The sequence below is a fragment of the Streptomyces sp. NPDC094032 genome (genome assembly GCF_040303965.1).
In the GTDB taxonomy this organism is placed as follows: domain Bacteria; phylum Actinomycetota; class Actinomycetes; order Streptomycetales; family Streptomycetaceae; genus Streptomyces.
Genome location: NZ_JBEOUE010000002.1, coordinates 602,859 through 618,303 on the forward strand (window position 1 = coordinate 602,859; position 15,445 = coordinate 618,303).

At 74.8% G+C, this 15,445-nt stretch carries 11 protein-coding genes; 6 read left to right on the forward strand and 5 right to left on the reverse strand.

The genetic code is table 11. The features are described from left to right. Positions 1-11: 11 nt before the first annotated feature. Positions 12-1,097 (reverse strand): C40 family peptidase, encoded by a 1,086-nt coding sequence (locus ABTZ54_RS05930; protein ID WP_351657623.1) that lies wholly within the window; start codon positions 1,095-1,097, stop codon positions 12-14. A 344-nt stretch (positions 1,098-1,441) separates the two neighbouring features. Here ABTZ54_RS05930 and ABTZ54_RS05935 point away from each other — a divergent pair, with 344 nt between their 5' ends. Both ABTZ54_RS05935 and pcrA read left to right on the forward strand, forming a co-directional pair. Continuing rightward, positions 1,442-1,795 (forward strand): hypothetical protein, encoded by a 354-nt coding sequence (locus ABTZ54_RS05935; protein WP_351657624.1) that lies wholly within the window; start codon positions 1,442-1,444, stop codon positions 1,793-1,795. Positions 1,796-1,866: 71 nt separating this feature from the next. After that, the gene (gene pcrA, locus ABTZ54_RS05940) at positions 1,867-4,344 is read left to right on the forward strand and encodes a DNA helicase PcrA (protein ID WP_351657626.1); all 2,478 of its coding nucleotides are present in this window, start codon (positions 1,867-1,869) and stop codon (positions 4,342-4,344) included. A gap of 70 nt (positions 4,345-4,414) precedes the next feature. On the opposite strand, the gene ABTZ54_RS05945 is transcribed toward pcrA, so the two are convergent. Both ABTZ54_RS05945 and ABTZ54_RS05950 read right to left on the reverse strand, forming a co-directional pair. Then, a complete protein-coding gene (locus ABTZ54_RS05945) occupies positions 4,415-5,848 on the reverse strand; it encodes a M23 family metallopeptidase (protein ID WP_351657627.1) in 1,434 nt (477 codons plus the stop codon). Between the two features lie 199 nt (positions 5,849-6,047). Further along, complete coding sequence (locus tag ABTZ54_RS05950; RefSeq protein WP_351657629.1) at positions 6,048-6,869, reverse strand: esterase/lipase family protein; 822 nt, start codon at positions 6,867-6,869, stop codon at positions 6,048-6,050. A 223-nt stretch (positions 6,870-7,092) separates the two neighbouring features. On the opposite strand from ABTZ54_RS05950, the gene icmB reads away from it, so the two are divergent. Further along, positions 7,093-7,500, forward strand: a complete 408-nt coding sequence (gene icmB, locus ABTZ54_RS05955) for a coenzyme B12-dependent isobutyryl CoA mutase small subunit (RefSeq protein ID WP_351657631.1) — start codon at positions 7,093-7,095, stop codon at positions 7,498-7,500. An 83-nt stretch (positions 7,501-7,583) separates the two neighbouring features. Here icmB and ABTZ54_RS05960 read toward each other — a convergent pair whose 3' ends face one another. After that, positions 7,584-9,176 (reverse strand): DUF5691 domain-containing protein, encoded by a 1,593-nt coding sequence (locus ABTZ54_RS05960; RefSeq protein WP_351657633.1) that lies wholly within the window; start codon positions 9,174-9,176, stop codon positions 7,584-7,586. 59 nt (positions 9,177-9,235) lie between these two features. Then, a complete protein-coding gene (locus ABTZ54_RS05965; protein ID WP_351657636.1) occupies positions 9,236-10,585 on the reverse strand; it encodes an SWIM zinc finger family protein in 1,350 nt (449 codons plus the stop codon). A 138-nt stretch (positions 10,586-10,723) separates the two neighbouring features. On the opposite strand from ABTZ54_RS05965, the gene ABTZ54_RS05970 reads away from it, so the two are divergent. The 3 genes from ABTZ54_RS05970 to ABTZ54_RS05980 are packed head-to-tail and all read left to right on the forward strand — an operon-like array spanning position 10,724 to position 15,323. After that, on the forward strand, positions 10,724-11,830 hold the full coding sequence (locus ABTZ54_RS05970; RefSeq protein ID WP_351657638.1) for an ATP-binding protein: 1,107 nt from the start codon (positions 10,724-10,726) through the stop codon (positions 11,828-11,830). Continuing rightward, entirely contained in the window at positions 11,827-14,163 is a 2,337-nt protein-coding gene (locus tag ABTZ54_RS05975) for a DUF5682 family protein (RefSeq protein WP_351657640.1), read from the forward strand. The genes ABTZ54_RS05970 and ABTZ54_RS05975 overlap by 4 nt, the downstream gene beginning before the upstream one ends. Beyond that, on the forward strand, positions 14,160-15,323 hold the full coding sequence (locus tag ABTZ54_RS05980; RefSeq protein WP_351657642.1) for a VWA domain-containing protein: 1,164 nt from the start codon (positions 14,160-14,162) through the stop codon (positions 15,321-15,323). The genes ABTZ54_RS05975 and ABTZ54_RS05980 overlap by 4 nt, the downstream gene beginning before the upstream one ends. Positions 15,324-15,445: the final 122 nt, after the last annotated feature.

Here is a 15,445-nt window from a genome sequence, read left to right on the forward strand (position 1 = left end):
TGTCCGGTGTCTCAGCTCACCCGGGTCGCGCCCGCGAACGGCATCTCGTCGACGGGGGCGATCCGGACCGGGGCGCCCGGCCGGGGGGCGTGGATCATCTGGCCGCCGCCGATGTAGAGGCCGACATGGCTGATCCCGGAGTAGAAGAAGACCAGGTCGCCGGGGGCCAGCTCGGAGCGGGAGACGCGGCTGCCGGCGTTGATCTGGCTGTAGGTCGTGCGCGGCAGCGAGACCCCGGCCGCGCGCCAGGCCGCCTGGGTGAGCCCGGAGCAGTCGTAGGCGGAGGGCCCGGTCGCCCCCCAGACGTAGGGCTTGCCGAGCTGGGCCTGGGCGAAGGCGATGGCCTCGGCCGCGCGGGCGTTCGGCGCCGTGACGGGGCCGCGGATCGCCGAGGAGCGGTCCGCCCGGTCCACCCCGGTCGCGCCCGGGGCCCGGTCGGCCCCGCCGTGCGTCCCGGTGGCGACGGCGGCCTCGTAACGGGCCCGTTCCTCGGCGGTGAGGGTGGCGAGCAGGGTCCGTGCCGCGTTCAGCTTTCCCTGCACGGCCGCCTTCTGCCGCCGCAGCTCCGCCTCCTGGGTCCGCAGCTCCCGCAGCCGCCCCTCGGACTCGCCGCGCAGCCGCCGTACGGCCGCCAGCTCACGCCGTACGGCGGTGACGGCCACGGCCTGCCGCTCGCCGGCCTTCTCGGCCAGCGCGGCCCGCTCCAGGTACTGGTCGGGGTCGGAGGTGAGGGCGAGCTGGATCGCGGGGTCGAGGCCGCCGGAGCGGTACTGCGCGGCGGCGATCGCGCCCAGGGCGTCACGGGAGCGGTTCAGCCGCTCGGTCCTGCGGGCCGCCTCGTCGCGCAGCCGGTCGAAGGCCGCCCGTGCCCGGTCCGCCTTCTCCTTCGCCCCGTCGTACTTCTCGGTGGCGACCTCGGCCTGCTCGTAGAGCCGGTCGACCTCGGTCCTGACCTGCGCGGGGGTGGGCCGCGGCGCGGCGTGCCCGGACCCCTCGAAGACCGTCGCGGTCGCCGCGGAGGCCAGGGCCAGCGTGACGGCGGTGCGGGCCGCCTGGCCGCCGAGGGGGGACTGCTTGGGCTTGCGGTGCGCTGCCACGAGGGCGGGTCACATCCTCTCCCTGTGGGGGACGCTGCCCGCCGGGGCCGGCGACGGTCCGCACAGGGGGACGGACCGCCGCCGGTCTTTCTCGGCGGGGGTGACCGGCAACCGCCGGAGTGCGGCGGAGGTGGGGAGCCGGCCACCTGGGGCAGGACGCTAAACCTGGGCGCCGTGCGGCTGCGGGGAGGTGACCGCTATTGGCGGCAGTTGACCGCGTACCGATCGTTTCCGTTCGAGCCGGGGGAGAGACGGACGGTGCTTGCGGCAGCCGCTGACCGAAGGAGAGGAGTAGGTGGACCCGGCCGGAGGCCGGTGCTATGGCCCCGGTTAGGCTCCGCCCCATGGACGCCCTCATCAATGTCTTCGTCGCCCTGCACATCATCGGGATCGCCAGCCTCCTCGGCGGCTTCCTCACCCAGATGAAGGCGATGGGCGCGGGCACCGCCCGCTTCGTGCCGGCGATGCTGCACGGCGCCCTGACGATGCTCGTCACCGGCGTCGCCCTCGTCGGGCTCAACCAGGCCGACGACCACACGGTCAACAACCTCAAGGTCGGCATCAAGCTGGCGATCCTCGTGGTGATCCTCGGCCTCGTCTACGTCAAGCGCGACGAGGAGAAGGTCGACAAGGCCCTCTTCGGCGCTGTCGGCGGCCTCACCATGGCGAACATCTTCATCGCCACCCTCTGGGTCTGACCTCGGGTTTTCCCGGTCGCTTCCGGAGGCGGCAGCGGAGTGTCAGTCCGGCGTCCTAGACTCGTGAGGCGATGAGCAGCCTCTTTGACGACAGCTTCCTGGCGAGCCTCCAGAACCACTCCTCGGAGGAGCCCCCGCCCCCGCCCGAGGACCACGAGCCCGGTGCCCCGGCCGCGGAGGAGGTCCCGCACGCCCTCTTCGGGGAGCACTGGGACGCGCCCCCGCCGGAGCGGGACGCGTACTACCGCGACGGCGCCCACCGGCCCGTCGTGGACCCCGCCGCGCTCCTGGACGGGCTCAACGAGCAGCAGCGGGCCGCCGTCGTGCACACGGACACCCCGCTGCTGATCGTCGCCGGCGCCGGCTCCGGCAAGACCCGGGTGCTCACCCACCGGATCGCCCACCTCCTGGGCAGCCGGCACGTCCACCCCGGCCAGATCCTGGCGATCACCTTCACCAACAAGGCCGCGGGCGAGATGAAGGAGCGCGTCGAGCAGCTCGTCGGCCCGCGCGCCAACGCCATGTGGGTCATGACCTTCCACAGCGCGTGCGTCCGCATCCTGCGCCGCGAGTCGAAGAAGCTGGGCTTCACCTCGTCCTTCTCCATCTACGACGCCGCCGACTCCAAGCGCCTGATGGCGCTGGTCTGCCGCGACCTGGACCTCGACCCGAAGAAGTTCCCGCCGAAGTCCTTCAGCGCCAAGATCTCCAACCTCAAGAACGAGCTGATCGACGAGGAGACCTTCGCCGATCAGGCGGCTGGGGGCACCTCCCAGACGGAGTCTGGGGGAGGCTTCGAGAAGACGCTCGCCGAGGCGTACCGGATGTACCAGGCCCGGCTGCGCGAGGCCAACGCGCTGGACTTCGACGACATCATCATGACGACGGTCCACCTGCTCCAGGCCTTCCCGGACGTCGCCGAGCACTACCGCCGCCGCTTCCGGCACGTCCTCGTCGACGAGTACCAGGACACCAACCACGCCCAGTACACCCTGGTCCGCGAGCTCGTCGGCACCGGGTACGAGGACCTCGGCCCGGCCGAGCTGTGCGTGGTCGGCGACGCCGACCAGTCGATCTACGCCTTCCGCGGCGCGACCATCCGCAACATCCTCCAGTTCGAGGAGGACTACCCGGACGCGACCACGATCCTGCTTGAGCAGAACTACCGCTCCACCCAGACGATCCTCTCCGCCGCCAACGCGGTCATCGAGCGCAACGAGTCCCGCCGCCCCAAGAACCTGTGGACCAACGCGGGCGCGGGCGCGCAGATCACCGGCTACGTCGCGGACACCGAGCACGACGAGGCGCAGTTCGTCGCCGACGAGATCGACCGGCTCACGGACACCGGCGCGGCCAAGGCCGGCGACGTCGCCGTCTTCTACCGCACCAACGCCCAGTCCCGCGTCTTCGAAGAGATCTTCATCCGCGTCGGACTGCCCTACAAGGTCGTCGGCGGCGTGCGCTTCTACGAGCGCAAGGAGGTCCGCGACGTCCTCGCCTACCTGCGCGTCCTCGCCAACCCCGAGGACACCGTGCCGCTGCGCCGCATCCTCAACGTCCCCAAGCGGGGCATCGGCGAGCGCGCCGAGGCGATGGTCGACGCCCTCTCACTGCGCGAGAAGATCACCTTCCCGCAGGCGCTCAAGCGCGTCGACGAGGCGTACGGGATGGCGGCCCGCTCCGCCAACGCCGTCAAGCGCTTCAACACGCTCATGGAGGAGCTGCGCACCATCGCCGAGTCCGGCGCGGGCCCGGCCGTCGTCCTGGAGGCCGTCCTGGAGCGGACGGGGTACCTGGCCGAGCTCCAGGCCTCCACCGACCCGCAGGACGAGACCCGCATCGAGAACCTCCAGGAACTCGCCGCGGTGGCCCTGGAGTTCGAGCAGGAGCGCGGCGAAGAGCCCGCCACCCTCGCCGAGTTCCTGGAGAAGGTCGCCCTCGTCGCCGACTCCGACCAGATCCCGGACGAGGACGAGGAGGGCTCCGGGGTCATCACCCTGATGACCCTGCACACCGCCAAGGGCCTGGAGTTCCCGGTGGTGTTCCTCACCGGCATGGAGGACGGCGTCTTCCCGCACATGCGCGCGCTCGGCCAGACCAAGGAGCTGGAGGAGGAGCGCCGCCTCGCCTACGTGGGCATCACCCGCGCCCGCGAGCGGCTCTACCTGACCCGCTCCTCGATGCGCAGCGCCTGGGGCCAGCCCTCGTACAACCCGGCCTCGCGCTTCCTGGAGGAGATCCCCGCCGCGTATCTGGAGTGGAAGCGGACCGGCCCCATGGTCAAGCCCGCCGGGCCGACCTCGGGGATCACCTCCTCGCTGTCCTCCTCGCGCTCCCGCTCCGGCCCCTCCGGCTTCGCCACCCGGCGGACCAGCGACAAGCCGGTGATCTCGCTCCAGGTCGGCGACCGGGTCACCCACGACCAGTTCGGCCTGGGCACGGTCATGGGCGTGCAGGGCGTGGGCGCGGACGCGCAGGCGACGATCGACTTCGGCGACGAGAAGCCGAAGCGGCTCCTGCTGCGGTACGCACCGGTCGAGAAGCTGTAGCCCTCCGGGGCAGCGGAAAGGGCCCCCGCCGGATGCCGGCGGGGGCCCTTCCTCGTACGCGATACGGTGCTCAGCCGGTCGGGTCGAGACCGCGCTGGAGCAGCCAGGGCAGCGGGTCGATCGCCGCGCCGCCCTTCGGCCGGACCTCGAAGTGGAGGTGCGGGCCGGTGGAGTTGCCGGAGTCGCCGGAGTACGCGATGACCTCGCCGGCCTTGACCTTGCCCGAGCGGATCTTGGTGCTGCTGAGGTGGCAGTACCAGGTCTCGGTGCCGTCCTCCATGGTCACGATCGCCATGTTGCCGTAGGCGTTGTTCCACTGGGTGCGCACGGTGCCGTCGGTCGCGGCCATCACCGGCGTGCCGTACTGCACGGGGAAGTCGATGCCGGTGTGCACGGACATCCAGTTGACGCCGGACTGGCCGAAGCGCGCGCTGAGCTGGTGCAGCTTGACCGGCAGCAGGAACTTGGGCCGCAGGGCCTCCTTGCGGGCCGCCTCCTCCTCGCGCTTCTTCTTGTCCGCCTCCTGGCGCGCCCGCAGGTCGAGGCGCTCCTGGGTGCGGCTGGCGCGGTCGCCGAAGCTGCGGGCGTCGGCGCTGAGCGCGGCGAGCTGGGTGTCCAGCTTGTTGTTGGCGGCGACCTGCTTGACGGAGGCCGGGTCGGCGGCGGCGAGGGAGGTCGTGTCGTTCTTCGTGTCCGCGCCGGAGTCGGTGAGCCCGCCGACCGAGGCCGCGGCGATGCCGGCGACGCCCATGACACAGGCGGAGGGCACGGCGACCGTGAGGAGCGCGGAGCGCTTGGCGGGCGTACGGCGCCGGCCGCGGCTGCCGCCGCCGGAGGTACGGCGCACGGGGCGGCCGGCGGATCCGGCGGCGGCCTCCGGGAGGACTTCGAGGCCGATCATGGTCTCGGCGTCGTGGAAGGCGTGGAGCTCGGGCTCCGCCTCGGCGTCGGTCCCGGCGTCGGTGTCCGGATACGCGGGGACCTGCACGGTCTCCGAGTACGCGGGGTACTCGGGGTGCTCCGTGTGCTCGGTGAACGCGACGGCCTCGAACTCGGCGGTGTGCTCGGGGCCCGGCGTGTACTGCTGGGGGACGACCGGCTCGGGCGTCACGCCCTGGTGCCAGGCGGTCATGTCATAGGCGCCGGTCTCGAAGCCAGGCGTCGTCCACTGGCCGGTGGTGTCGTACGAGGCGAAGGCGGCGGCCTCGTACTGGCCGGGCTGCTGGGCCTCGCTCCACGCGGTGGCGTCCCACTGGCCGGTGGCGGTGTACCCGGCGTAGGAGCCGGTGTCCCAGGTGCCGCTCTGCTCGGTGTGACCGGTGTGTCCGCCGTACCCGTTCGGGTCGGGGTGGCCGGTGTACTCGGCGTACCCGCCGCCGTCGTACATGCTCTGACCTGCTGCGTAACCGGCGTCGTAGCTGCCGAACAGTGGGTCGACGGTGAAGCTCCCGGTGGTCTGGGTGCCGTCCGTGACGTACCCGGCGTGGGGATGCTGGTCGTTCACCAACAACTTCTCTCTCGCCTCGGCAGCAGGGGGTCAAGCAGTGGCGTGACTGTACCCGGCGGTATGCGCGCCCGACAATCTTCGCCCGGTTTCGAGCCGCCAGGAAACGGGCAATCGGCTGTCTTTCGGAGGGTAGCGGAGAGAGCTTTGGCTCTGTGTTCGAGGAACGTTCGAAGAACCGGGTCCGGTGGCCGGTCCGTCAGGCCACGGAGCTCGTCCCGGGCGCGGCACCCGCGGCCCCGGCGGTCGGGTCGCCGTCGTCCAGCGCGTCGAGGATGCCGGCCGCGACCGTCGGATGCACCGGCAGCGCGAGATGGCCGATGCCGCTCACCCGCACGTTGTGGACGAGGAGGTCCGGGTGGTCCAGGCGGGCCGTCTCGACCGGCACCATCACCTGGTCCAGCTCGCTCCAGAAACTCACGAAGCGGGTACGGATCCCCGGCGCGGGCCCCGCCAGCTCGCGCAGCACCTCCGAACCGGGGCGCATCTGCCGCACCAGGGGGTGCGCGTCGGCCAGCGGCACGAAGGTGGTGCCGGAGTGCGGGGTGCCCAGCATGACCAGGGTGCGCACCCGGGCGTCACCGCCGAGGCACTGTACGTAATAACGGGCGATCAGGCCGCCCAGGCTGTGGCCCACGAGGTCGACCTCCGGGTGGCCGGTCCGGGCCTGGATCTCCGCCACCCGGCGCCCGAGCAGCTCGGCGGCGGTCCGCAGGTCGCAGGTGAGCGGGGAGTAGTTCAGCGACTCGACGCGGTCGCGGCCGTGCCGGGCCAGGGCGCGGCGCAGCAGCACGAAGACCGAGCGGTTGTCGGCGAAGCCGTGGAGCAGGACGACCGGGCGGCTGGGGGCGGTGGTCCCGGGGCCCTTGGGGCTCGCGGGGCCCTCGGGGGAGACGGCGCGGCGCGGACGGCGTTCGGCGACGAGTCCGGACGGGTAGAGGACCAGGTGTCCGGCGAGGACCGCGAGCTCTAGGGCGGCGGCCTTCACCCGGTCGGTGACGTCGGTGGGGGTGAGCTCCATCGCCGGCCTCCGTCCCGGGACGAAGGTGCGCCGCACCTCCGTGCCGTGCGGCTGGCGGCGCGGTGGTACGGCGACCCCGTGGCGGCTCCTCGCGGAGCGAACGATGTCCCACGTGTGATTTCCCCCTCGCTGTCCACCGCGAAACGGCCGCTTGCGGGATGCTGGCGATAACGTTCGTTCACTTTCCCGCGGCCAGGCGCGGGGGTCGCATGTGGAGGCACTGATGGGTGTGACCGGTCCGATCCGTGTGGTGGTGGCCAAGCCGGGTCTCGACGGCCACGATCGCGGGGCCAAGGTGATCGCGCGGGCGCTGCGCGACGCCGGTATGGAGGTCATCTACACCGGGCTCCACCAGACGCCCGAGCAGATCGTGGACACCGCGATCCAGGAGGACGCCGACGCGATCGGCCTCTCGATCCTCTCGGGCGCGCACAACACGCTGTTCGTGAAGGTGCTGGAGCTCCTGAAGGAGCGCGACGCGGAGGACATCAAGGTCTTCGGCGGCGGGATCATCCCCGAGGCCGACATCGCGCCGCTGAAGGAGAAGGGCGTCGCCGCGATCTTCACCCCGGGCGCGACGACGGGCTCCATCGTGGAGTGGGTCAACGCGAACGTCCGCGTGGCGGCGTAACCCGCGCCGAAGACGAGGGCGTACGACGGCGTACGACGGGGCCGGGCGGCGCGCCGCCCGGCCCCGTCCCCCCGTCCCCTCCGTCAGCCGTCCGCCAGCTCCGCCCGCATCGTCGCCCGGAGCTCCAGCGTCGCCACGAGCCGCTGGAAGGCCTCCGACCAGTAGCCGCCGGCGCCCGGGGAGGCGTCCTCCGCCTCGGCCGGGAGGGCGGTCAGGGCGGCGAGCTGCGGCACGGCGTCCGGGGAGAGGCAGCGCTCGGCCAGGCCCATCACCCCGCTGAAGCTCCACGGGTAGCTGCCCGCGTCCCGGGCGATGTCCAGGGCGTCGACGACCGCCCGGCCCAGCGGCGCCGACCACGGCACCGTGCACACCCCGAGCAGCTGGAAGGCCTCCGACAGGCCGTGCGCCGCGATGAACGAGGCCACCCAGCGCGCCCGCTCCTCCTCCGGGAGCGTCGACAGCAGCTTGGCCCGCTCCGCGAGCGAGGACGTGCCGGGGCCGGTGGCCTGCGGGCCCGCCGGCGAGCCCAGCAGGGCCCGCGACCAGTCCGCGTCCCGCTGCCGCACCGCCGCCCGGCACCAGGCCGCGTGCAGCTCGCCCTGCCAGTCGTCGGCGACCGGCAGCGCCACTATCTCCTCGGGCGCGCGCCCCCCGAACCTGGCCGGCCAGCAGCCCAGCGGCGCCGCCTCGACGAGCTGGCCGAGCCACCAGGAGCGCTCGCCGCGGCCCGTGGGCGGCGTGGCCGTCACCCCGTCGTGCCGCATGCCCGCGTCGCACTCGTGCGGCGCCTCGACGACGACCGCCGCCGCCCCCTGCGTACGGTCCAGGGAGACGCACGAGGCGGCCCGCTCCGCCATCCGCGCGGCCAGCGCCGAGCCCGGCAGCGCCGAAAGCAGCTCGGCCGCCGTGGCCCGCACATTGCGACTGCGGTCGGCGAGGGCCGCCTCCAGGAACTCCTCGTCCGCGTCGGACAGACCCGCGCGCAGCGAGTCCAGGAACATCAGCCGGTCCTCCGCCCGCTCCGCCCCCCACGTCGCGGCCAGCAGCCCGCGGCCCGCGGCCGGATCCTGCGCCCGGACGGCGGTCAGCAGCGCCACCCGCTCCGCGAACAGGCCCTCCTCCCACAGGGCCGAGACGCCCTCCGCGTCCCCCGGGTCGGGCAGCGCGCCGCCCCCGCCCGCACCGCGCAGCGCGAACTTCCACTCCGGGTTGAGCCGGGCCAGCCACAGCCCCCGGGGCCCGGCGAACGCCAGCGCCTGGGGCCGCAGATCGGTGCGGGCGCGGGCGGCGTCGAGCAGCGCGGGCAGGGCCGCCGCCGGGGCGCGGTACCCCCGCTCGTGCGCGGCGGCCAGCCACTGCGGCAGCAGCTCCGTCAGATCGGGCGCCGCCCCGCGCCGCCCCCCGGAGGGCGCGGGCGCGGCCCGGCCCGCGAGCAGCCGGGACAGCCGGCGCCGGGCCGCCTCGGGCAGCGGTCTGCGCCCGTCCTCCGGCGCGGCGTCCAGCGGCGCGGCGGCGGGACCGGGCCGCAGCCCCGCCCGGCGCCGTACGGTGTGCACGGCGGCGGCGTCGAGCAGCGCGACGGGCGCCGCGTCCCCCGAGGCACTTCCGTGCGGTCTGCGGTCGGTGCCCAGCAGCGCCGACGTGACGAGCTCTTCCCAGGCGTCCATGGCCACCATGGCCTCCTCCAGCGAGTGGGTTCCGAGACGGTTCGGGGCGGTCGGGGCGGTACCGGGCGTCAGACCAGCGGCACCGTCTCCCCAGGGGCGTCCGGGGACCAGGCGGCCAGCGGGGTGAAGCCCTGGTGGCCGCACTCGCCGAAGACCGTGAGCGGCGCGCCGCCCGACAGGGCCACCAGGCGCCACAGGCCCGGCCGGGCCTGGGCGGCGCGGGTCAGCGGCACGGCCTCCCGCTCCGTGCCCCCGGCGTCCGCCAGCTGCCAGCCGTACTCCGCGGGGGCCGGTACGACCCCGGTCAGGGTCACCGGCCAGGCGTCCAGCCACGGGTCGTCGCGCAGCGCGAGCCCGTACGCCGTGAGGGCCGCGCCGACCGTGCCGCCGCGCGGCGGGGCACCGGAGGGCGCCGGGGCGCCGAACTGCTCGACCAGCTCCGCGCGGAGCCCGCCCCCGCCCTCGTACGGCCGCAGCTCCGCGTCGAGCACCGCCCCCACGGGGAACGCGAGCTGCGGTGCGCGGCCCGCCGCGCCGAAGGAGAGCAGCAGGGCCGTGCGGCCGCTCGACTCCCCGTGCAGCCAGACGCGCCGGGTCGTCAGCTTGCCGTCGGCCGCGTCGTACTGCGCGAGGACCAGCCAGCGGTCCCGCAGCGCCGGGCCGTCCGGCGGGGCCGTGAGCCCCACCCGGGTCCGCACCGTCGCCGCCAGCGGGCCGGGCAGCCGGTCGGCCGACAGCCAGGCCCGGTCCAGGAGATGGGTCAGCGCGCACTCCTCCAGGAGCCGCACCGGCCAGCCGGGACCCGAGCCCGCTATCGCCCCCAGCTCCCGCACCCGGCCCGCGAGGCCGGGCGCCTGCGCGTCGACCATGCGGGCCGCGGTCTCCTCCCACAGCCCGGCCCCCGACCGCTCCGCCGCGGCGAGCCCGCCGCGCAGCAGATCGGCCAGACGCTGCTCCAACTCCCGTGCCCCCGCGCTGATCCGGTCCGCCCGCCGCTCGGCGCGGCGGCGCGCCGCCGCCGGGTCGGCCGGGCCCGGCTCCGGCGCGGGTCCGGTCGGCCGCGCCCGGTCGCGACGGCCCGCGAGCCACTTCTCGGCCCACTCCGGCGCCTCGGCGCGGCCCGGGCCCGCCGGTATGCCGCCGCCGGTCCAGAGCAGCAGCAGACCCAGCGCGTGCTTGCACGGGAACTTCCGGCTCGGGCAACTGCACTGGTACGCCGGGCCCGTGGTGTCCACGACCGTCCGGTACGGCGTGCTGCCGCTGCCCTTGCACAGGCCCCAGACGGCCCCTTGGCCGCCGCTGCCCGCGCCGGACCACGGGCCGGCCGTGCCCAGCTTGCTTCCCGCTCTGCGTGAGGCCTCGTCAGGAGCCAGTGCCAGCACCTGATCAGCCGTCCAGAGCGCCCCCTGTTCGTCCATGTGACCGACCGTACGACTCTCCACTGACAAACGCCGCCACCTGCGCTTTTCCCGGCCGGTTCGCCGGCCGGGGCCGATTGTCAGTGGCATGGTGCACCGTGGTTCGCACAGCAGGTCGAACGATCTGGAGGGGGACCCATGACCCTGCCCGAAACCACCCCGAGCACCGAGGTGCTGCGGCCGCACGCCGAGGACGCGTTCGCGGACGAGCTCGCCGCGCTCGCCGCCGCCGACGACCGGCCGCGCCCCACCCGCTGGCGGCTCTCGCCGTGGGCCGTCGCCACCTATCTCCTCGGCGGCACACTGCCCGACGGCACCGTCATCACGCCGAAGTACGTCGGCCCGCGCCGCATCGTCGAGGTCGCCGTCACCACCCTCGCCACCGACCGGGCCCTGCTCCTGCTCGGCGTGCCCGGCACCGCCAAGACCTGGGTCTCCGAGCACCTGGCCGCCGCCGTCAGCGGCGACTCGACCCTGCTCGTCCAGGGCACCGCCGGCACGCCCGAGGAAGCCATCCGGTACGGCTGGAACTACGCGCAGCTGCTCGCCCACGGCCCCAGCCGCGACGCGCTCGTGCCCAGCCCCGTCATGCGCGCCATGGCCCAGGGCATGACCGCCCGGGTCGAGGAGCTCACCCGCATCCCCGCCGACGTGCAGGACACCCTCATCACGGTGCTCTCCGAGAAGACCCTGCCGATCCCCGAGCTGGGCCAGGAGGTGCAGGCCGTCGGCGGCTTCAACCTGATCGCCACCGCCAACGACCGCGACCGGGGCGTCAACGAGCTCTCCAGCGCCCTGCGCCGCCGCTTCAACACCGTCGTGCTGCCGCTGCCCGCCACCCCCGACGCCGAGGTCGACATCGTGGCCCGCCGGGTCGACCAGATCGGGCGCTCGCTCGACCTGCCGGCCGTGCCCGAGGGCGTCGAGGAGATCCGCCGGGTCGTCACCGTCTTCCGCGAGCTGCGCGACGGGGTGACCACCGACGGGCGCACCAAGCTCAAGTCCCCCTCGGGGACCCTGTCCACGGCCGAGGCGATCTCCGTCGTCACCAGCGGTCTCGCCCTCGCCGCCCACTTCGGCGACGGCGTGCTGCGCTCCGCCGACGTCGCCGCCGGACTCCTCGGCGCGGTCGTCCGCGACCCGGCCGCCGACCGGGTCGTCTGGCAGGAGTATCTGGAGACGGTCGTCCGCGAGAGAGACGGCTGGAAGGACTTCTACCGCGCCTGCCGCGAGGTGACGGCGTGACCCGATCCGGCGCCACGGCGGGCCCGGACGCCCCGGCGGGGCCCGCCGCCGGGCCCCTCCTGCTCGGGGTGCGGCACCACGGGCCCGGCTCCGCGCGGGCCGTGGCCGCCGCCCTGGAGGCGGGGCGGCCCAAGGCCGTCCTGATCGAGGGGCCGCCCGAGGCGGACGCCCTCGTCGCGCTCGCCGCGGACGAGGGGATGCGGCCGCCCGTCGCGCTGCTCGCGCACGCCGTGGACGACCCGGGGCGCGCGGCCTTCTGGCCGATGGCCGAGTTCTCGCCCGAGTGGGTCGCCCTCCGCTGGGCCCTCGGCCACGGGGCCGAGGTCCGCTTCGTCGACCTGCCCGCCGCCCACACCCTCGCCGCCACCGAACCGGCCACGGAGGACGAGGGCCGGAGCCAGGGGCTGCGCGTCGACCCCGTCGCCGAGCTCGCCCGTGCCGCCGGATACGACGACGCCGAGCGCTGGTGGGAGGACGTGGTCGAACTGCGCGGCTCCGCCGACCCGTTCGCGCCCTTCGACGCCCTCGCCGAGGCGATGGGCGCCCTGCGCGAGGCGTACGGACACGGCGGGCACCCGCGCGACGTGGTGCGCGAGGCGTACATGCGGCTGCAACTGCGCGCGGCGCGCAAGGAGTTCGGTGACGACGTCGCCGTCGTCTGCGGCGCCTGGCACGTGCCCGCGCTGCGCCGGGCGACCACCGTCACCGCCGACCGGGCCCTGCTCAAGGGCCTGCCCAAGGTCAGGACCGAGCTGACCTGGGTGCCCTGGACCCACCGCCGGCTCGCCCGGCGCTCCGGCTACGGCGCGGGGATCGACGCGCCCGGATGGTACGGGCATCTGTTCAGCGCGCCCGACCGGCCGCTCGAACGGTGGATGACCAAGGTCGCCGGGCTGCTGCGGGCCGAGGACCTGCCGGTCTCCTCCGCCCATGTCATCGAGGCCGTCCGGCTCGCCGACACCCTCGCCGCGATGCGCGGGCGTCCGCTCGCCGGGCTCGGCGAGACCACCGACGCGGTGCGGGCCGTGATGTGCGACGGCTCCGACGTCCCCCTCGACCTGATCCGCGACCGGCTCGTCGTCGGAGACGTCCTCGGCGCCGTCCCGGACGGCGCCCCCGCCGTGCCGCTCCAGCGCGACCTCGCCCGGCTCCAGCGCGGCCTGCGCCTCAAGCCCGAGGCGGAGCGGCGCGAGCTGGAGCTCGACCTCCGCAAGGAGAACGACGCCGCCCGCAGCCGGCTGCTCCACCGGCTGCGGCTGCTCGGCGTCGACTGGGGCGCCCCCGCCGCCGGGCGCGCCTCCACCGGCACCTTCCGGGAGAGCTGGCGGCTGAGCTGGGAGCCCGAGCTGCACGTGCAGGTCGCCGAGGCGGGCGTGTGGGGCACGACCGTCGAGTCCGCCGCCACCGCCAGGGCCGAGGCCCGGGCCGTCGCCGCGCGGGACCTCGCCGCCCTCACCGCCCTCGCCGAGCAGTGCCTGCTCGCCGGGCTCGCCGACGCGCTGCCCGCCGTCCTCGGGGCGCTCGCCGACCGCGCCGCGCTCGACACCGACGTCGCCCACCTCGCCCAGGCCCTGCCCGCCCTCGCCCGCTCCCTGCGCTACGGCGACGTACGCGCCACCGACACCACCGCCCTCCGCGAGGTCGCCGCAGGCCTCGCCGAACGCATATGCGTCGGCCTCCCACCCGCCTGCGCCGGCCTCGACCCGGACGCGGCCACCGAGATGCGCGCCCACCTGGACGACGTCCACACGGCGATCGGCCTCCTGCCGGGGCCCGGGCCGGATAGCGGGCAGCCCGACGCCCCCCGCCCCACCGGCACCCCCCTCGTCGAGCGCTGGGTCGGCGTCCTGCGGCGGATCGCCGGGCGGGAGCGGGTGCCCGGGGTGTTGCGGGGGCGGGCCGTGCGGCTGCTGCTCGACGAGGGGCGGGTCGCGGAGGGGGAGGCGGCTCGGCTCATGGGGCTCGCGCTTTCGGCTGGTGCGCCGCCTGCCGATGCCGCCGCCTGGATCGAGGGGTTCGTCGGCGGGGCCTCCGGGGGTGGGCTGCTGCTCGTGCATGATGAGCGGCTGCTCGGGCTCATCGACGGGTGGCTCGGGTCCGTACCGGCCGACGCGTTCACCGACGTGCTGCCCCTGCTGCGCCGTACCTTCGCGGCGTACGAGCCCGGGGTGCGCCGTACCCTCGGCGAGCTCGTCGCCCGTGGCCCCGCGGCCGGCGGCCCCGCGCGGGCCACCGTCGTGACGCCCGGCTTCGCCGCCGCCCCCGACCAGGAGCGCGCCGACGGCGTCCTGCCCCTGCTGCACCTCATCCTCGGCACGGAGGCCCCCGTATGACGCCCACCCCCGACCGGCAGCGGCCCGACGACGAGCGCCTGCGCCGCTGGCGGCTCGTCCTCGGCGGCGGCGCGGCCGACGGCACCGGCCACGCCCTCACCGGCACCGACGCCGCCATGGACGGCGCCCTCACCGCGCTCTACGACCGGCGGAAGACCGACGGCGACCGGGAGCGCTCGGCGGGGCTCGGCGGCTCCGCGCCCTCCGTCGCCCGCTGGCTCGGCGACATCCGGACGTACTTCCCCAGCTCCGTCGTCCAGGTCATGCAGCGCGACGCGATCGAGCGGCTCGGCCTCGCCGCGCTCCTCCTGGAGCCCGAGATGCTGGAGGCCGTCGAGGCGGACGTCCACCTCGTCGGCACCCTGCTCTCCCTCAACAAGGCGATGCCGGAGACCACCAAGGACACCGCGCGGGCCGTCGTCCGCAAGGTCGTCGACGACCTGGAGCGGCGGCTCGCCACCCGCACCCGTGCCACCCTCACCGGCGCGCTGGACCGCTCCGCCCGGATCAGCCGGCCCCGCCACCGGGACATCGACTGGGACCGCACCATCCGCGCCAACCTCAAGAACTACCTCCCCGAACACCGCACGGTCGTCCCCGAACGGCTCGTCGGCTACGGCCGGGCCGCGCAGTCGGTCAAGAAGGAGGTCGTCCTCTGCATCGACCAGTCCGGCTCCATGGCCGCCTCCGTCGTCTACGCCTCCGTCTTCGGCGCCGTTCTCGCCTCCATGCGCGCCATCGCCACCCGCCTGGTCGTCTTCGACACCTCCGTCGTCGACCTCACCGACCAGCTCGACGACCCCGTCGACGTCCTCTTCGGCACCCAGCTCGGCGGCGGCACGGACATCAACCGGGCGCTCGCCTACTGCCAGTCGAGGATCACCCGCCCCGCCGACACCGTCGTCGTCCTCATCAGCGATCTCTACGAGGGCGGCATCCGCGACGAGATGCTGAAGCGGGTCGCCGCGATGAAGGCCTCCGGGGTGCAGTTCGTGTGCCTGCTCGCCCTCTCCGACGAGGGCGCGCCCGCCTACGACCGCGAGCACGCCGCCGCGCTCGCCGCGCTCGGCGCCCCCGCCTTCGCCTGCACCCCCGACCTCTTCCCGGAGATCATGGCCGCCGCCCTGGAGAAGCGCCCGCTTCCGATACCCGAGGCCTGACCGGGGTCCCGGCGGGCGGTGCGGAATCCGTCGTGCTCGGGCCACCCGGACGGGTGCCCGGAGCCCGACTGAGGCCCATATCACAGTCGGGTCCCCGCGCCCCTCACCTCGCCGCCCGGCGC

What these genes read in the sequence shown, in the direction of transcription:
- ABTZ54_RS05935 (WP_351657624.1), top strand. Translation starts at nt 1,442, where the DNA reads ATGGACGCCCTCATCAATGTCTTCGTCGCCCTGCACATCATCGGGATC.
- ABTZ54_RS05980 (WP_351657642.1), top strand. Translation starts at nt 14,160, where the DNA reads ATGACGCCCACCCCCGACCGGCAGCGGCCCGACGACGAGCGCCTGCGC.
- ABTZ54_RS05965 (WP_351657636.1), bottom strand. Translation starts at nt 10,585, where the DNA reads ATGGACGAACAGGGGGCGCTCTGGACGGCTGATCAGGTGCTGGCACTG.
- ABTZ54_RS05950 (WP_351657629.1), bottom strand. Translation starts at nt 6,869, where the DNA reads ATGGAGCTCACCCCCACCGACGTCACCGACCGGGTGAAGGCCGCCGCC.
- ABTZ54_RS05960 (WP_351657633.1), bottom strand. Translation starts at nt 9,176, where the DNA reads ATGGTGGCCATGGACGCCTGGGAAGAGCTCGTCACGTCGGCGCTGCTG.
- ABTZ54_RS05970 (WP_351657638.1), top strand. Translation starts at nt 10,724, where the DNA reads ATGACCCTGCCCGAAACCACCCCGAGCACCGAGGTGCTGCGGCCGCAC.
- pcrA (WP_351657626.1), top strand. Translation starts at nt 1,867, where the DNA reads ATGAGCAGCCTCTTTGACGACAGCTTCCTGGCGAGCCTCCAGAACCAC.
- icmB (WP_351657631.1), top strand. Translation starts at nt 7,093, where the DNA reads ATGGGTGTGACCGGTCCGATCCGTGTGGTGGTGGCCAAGCCGGGTCTC.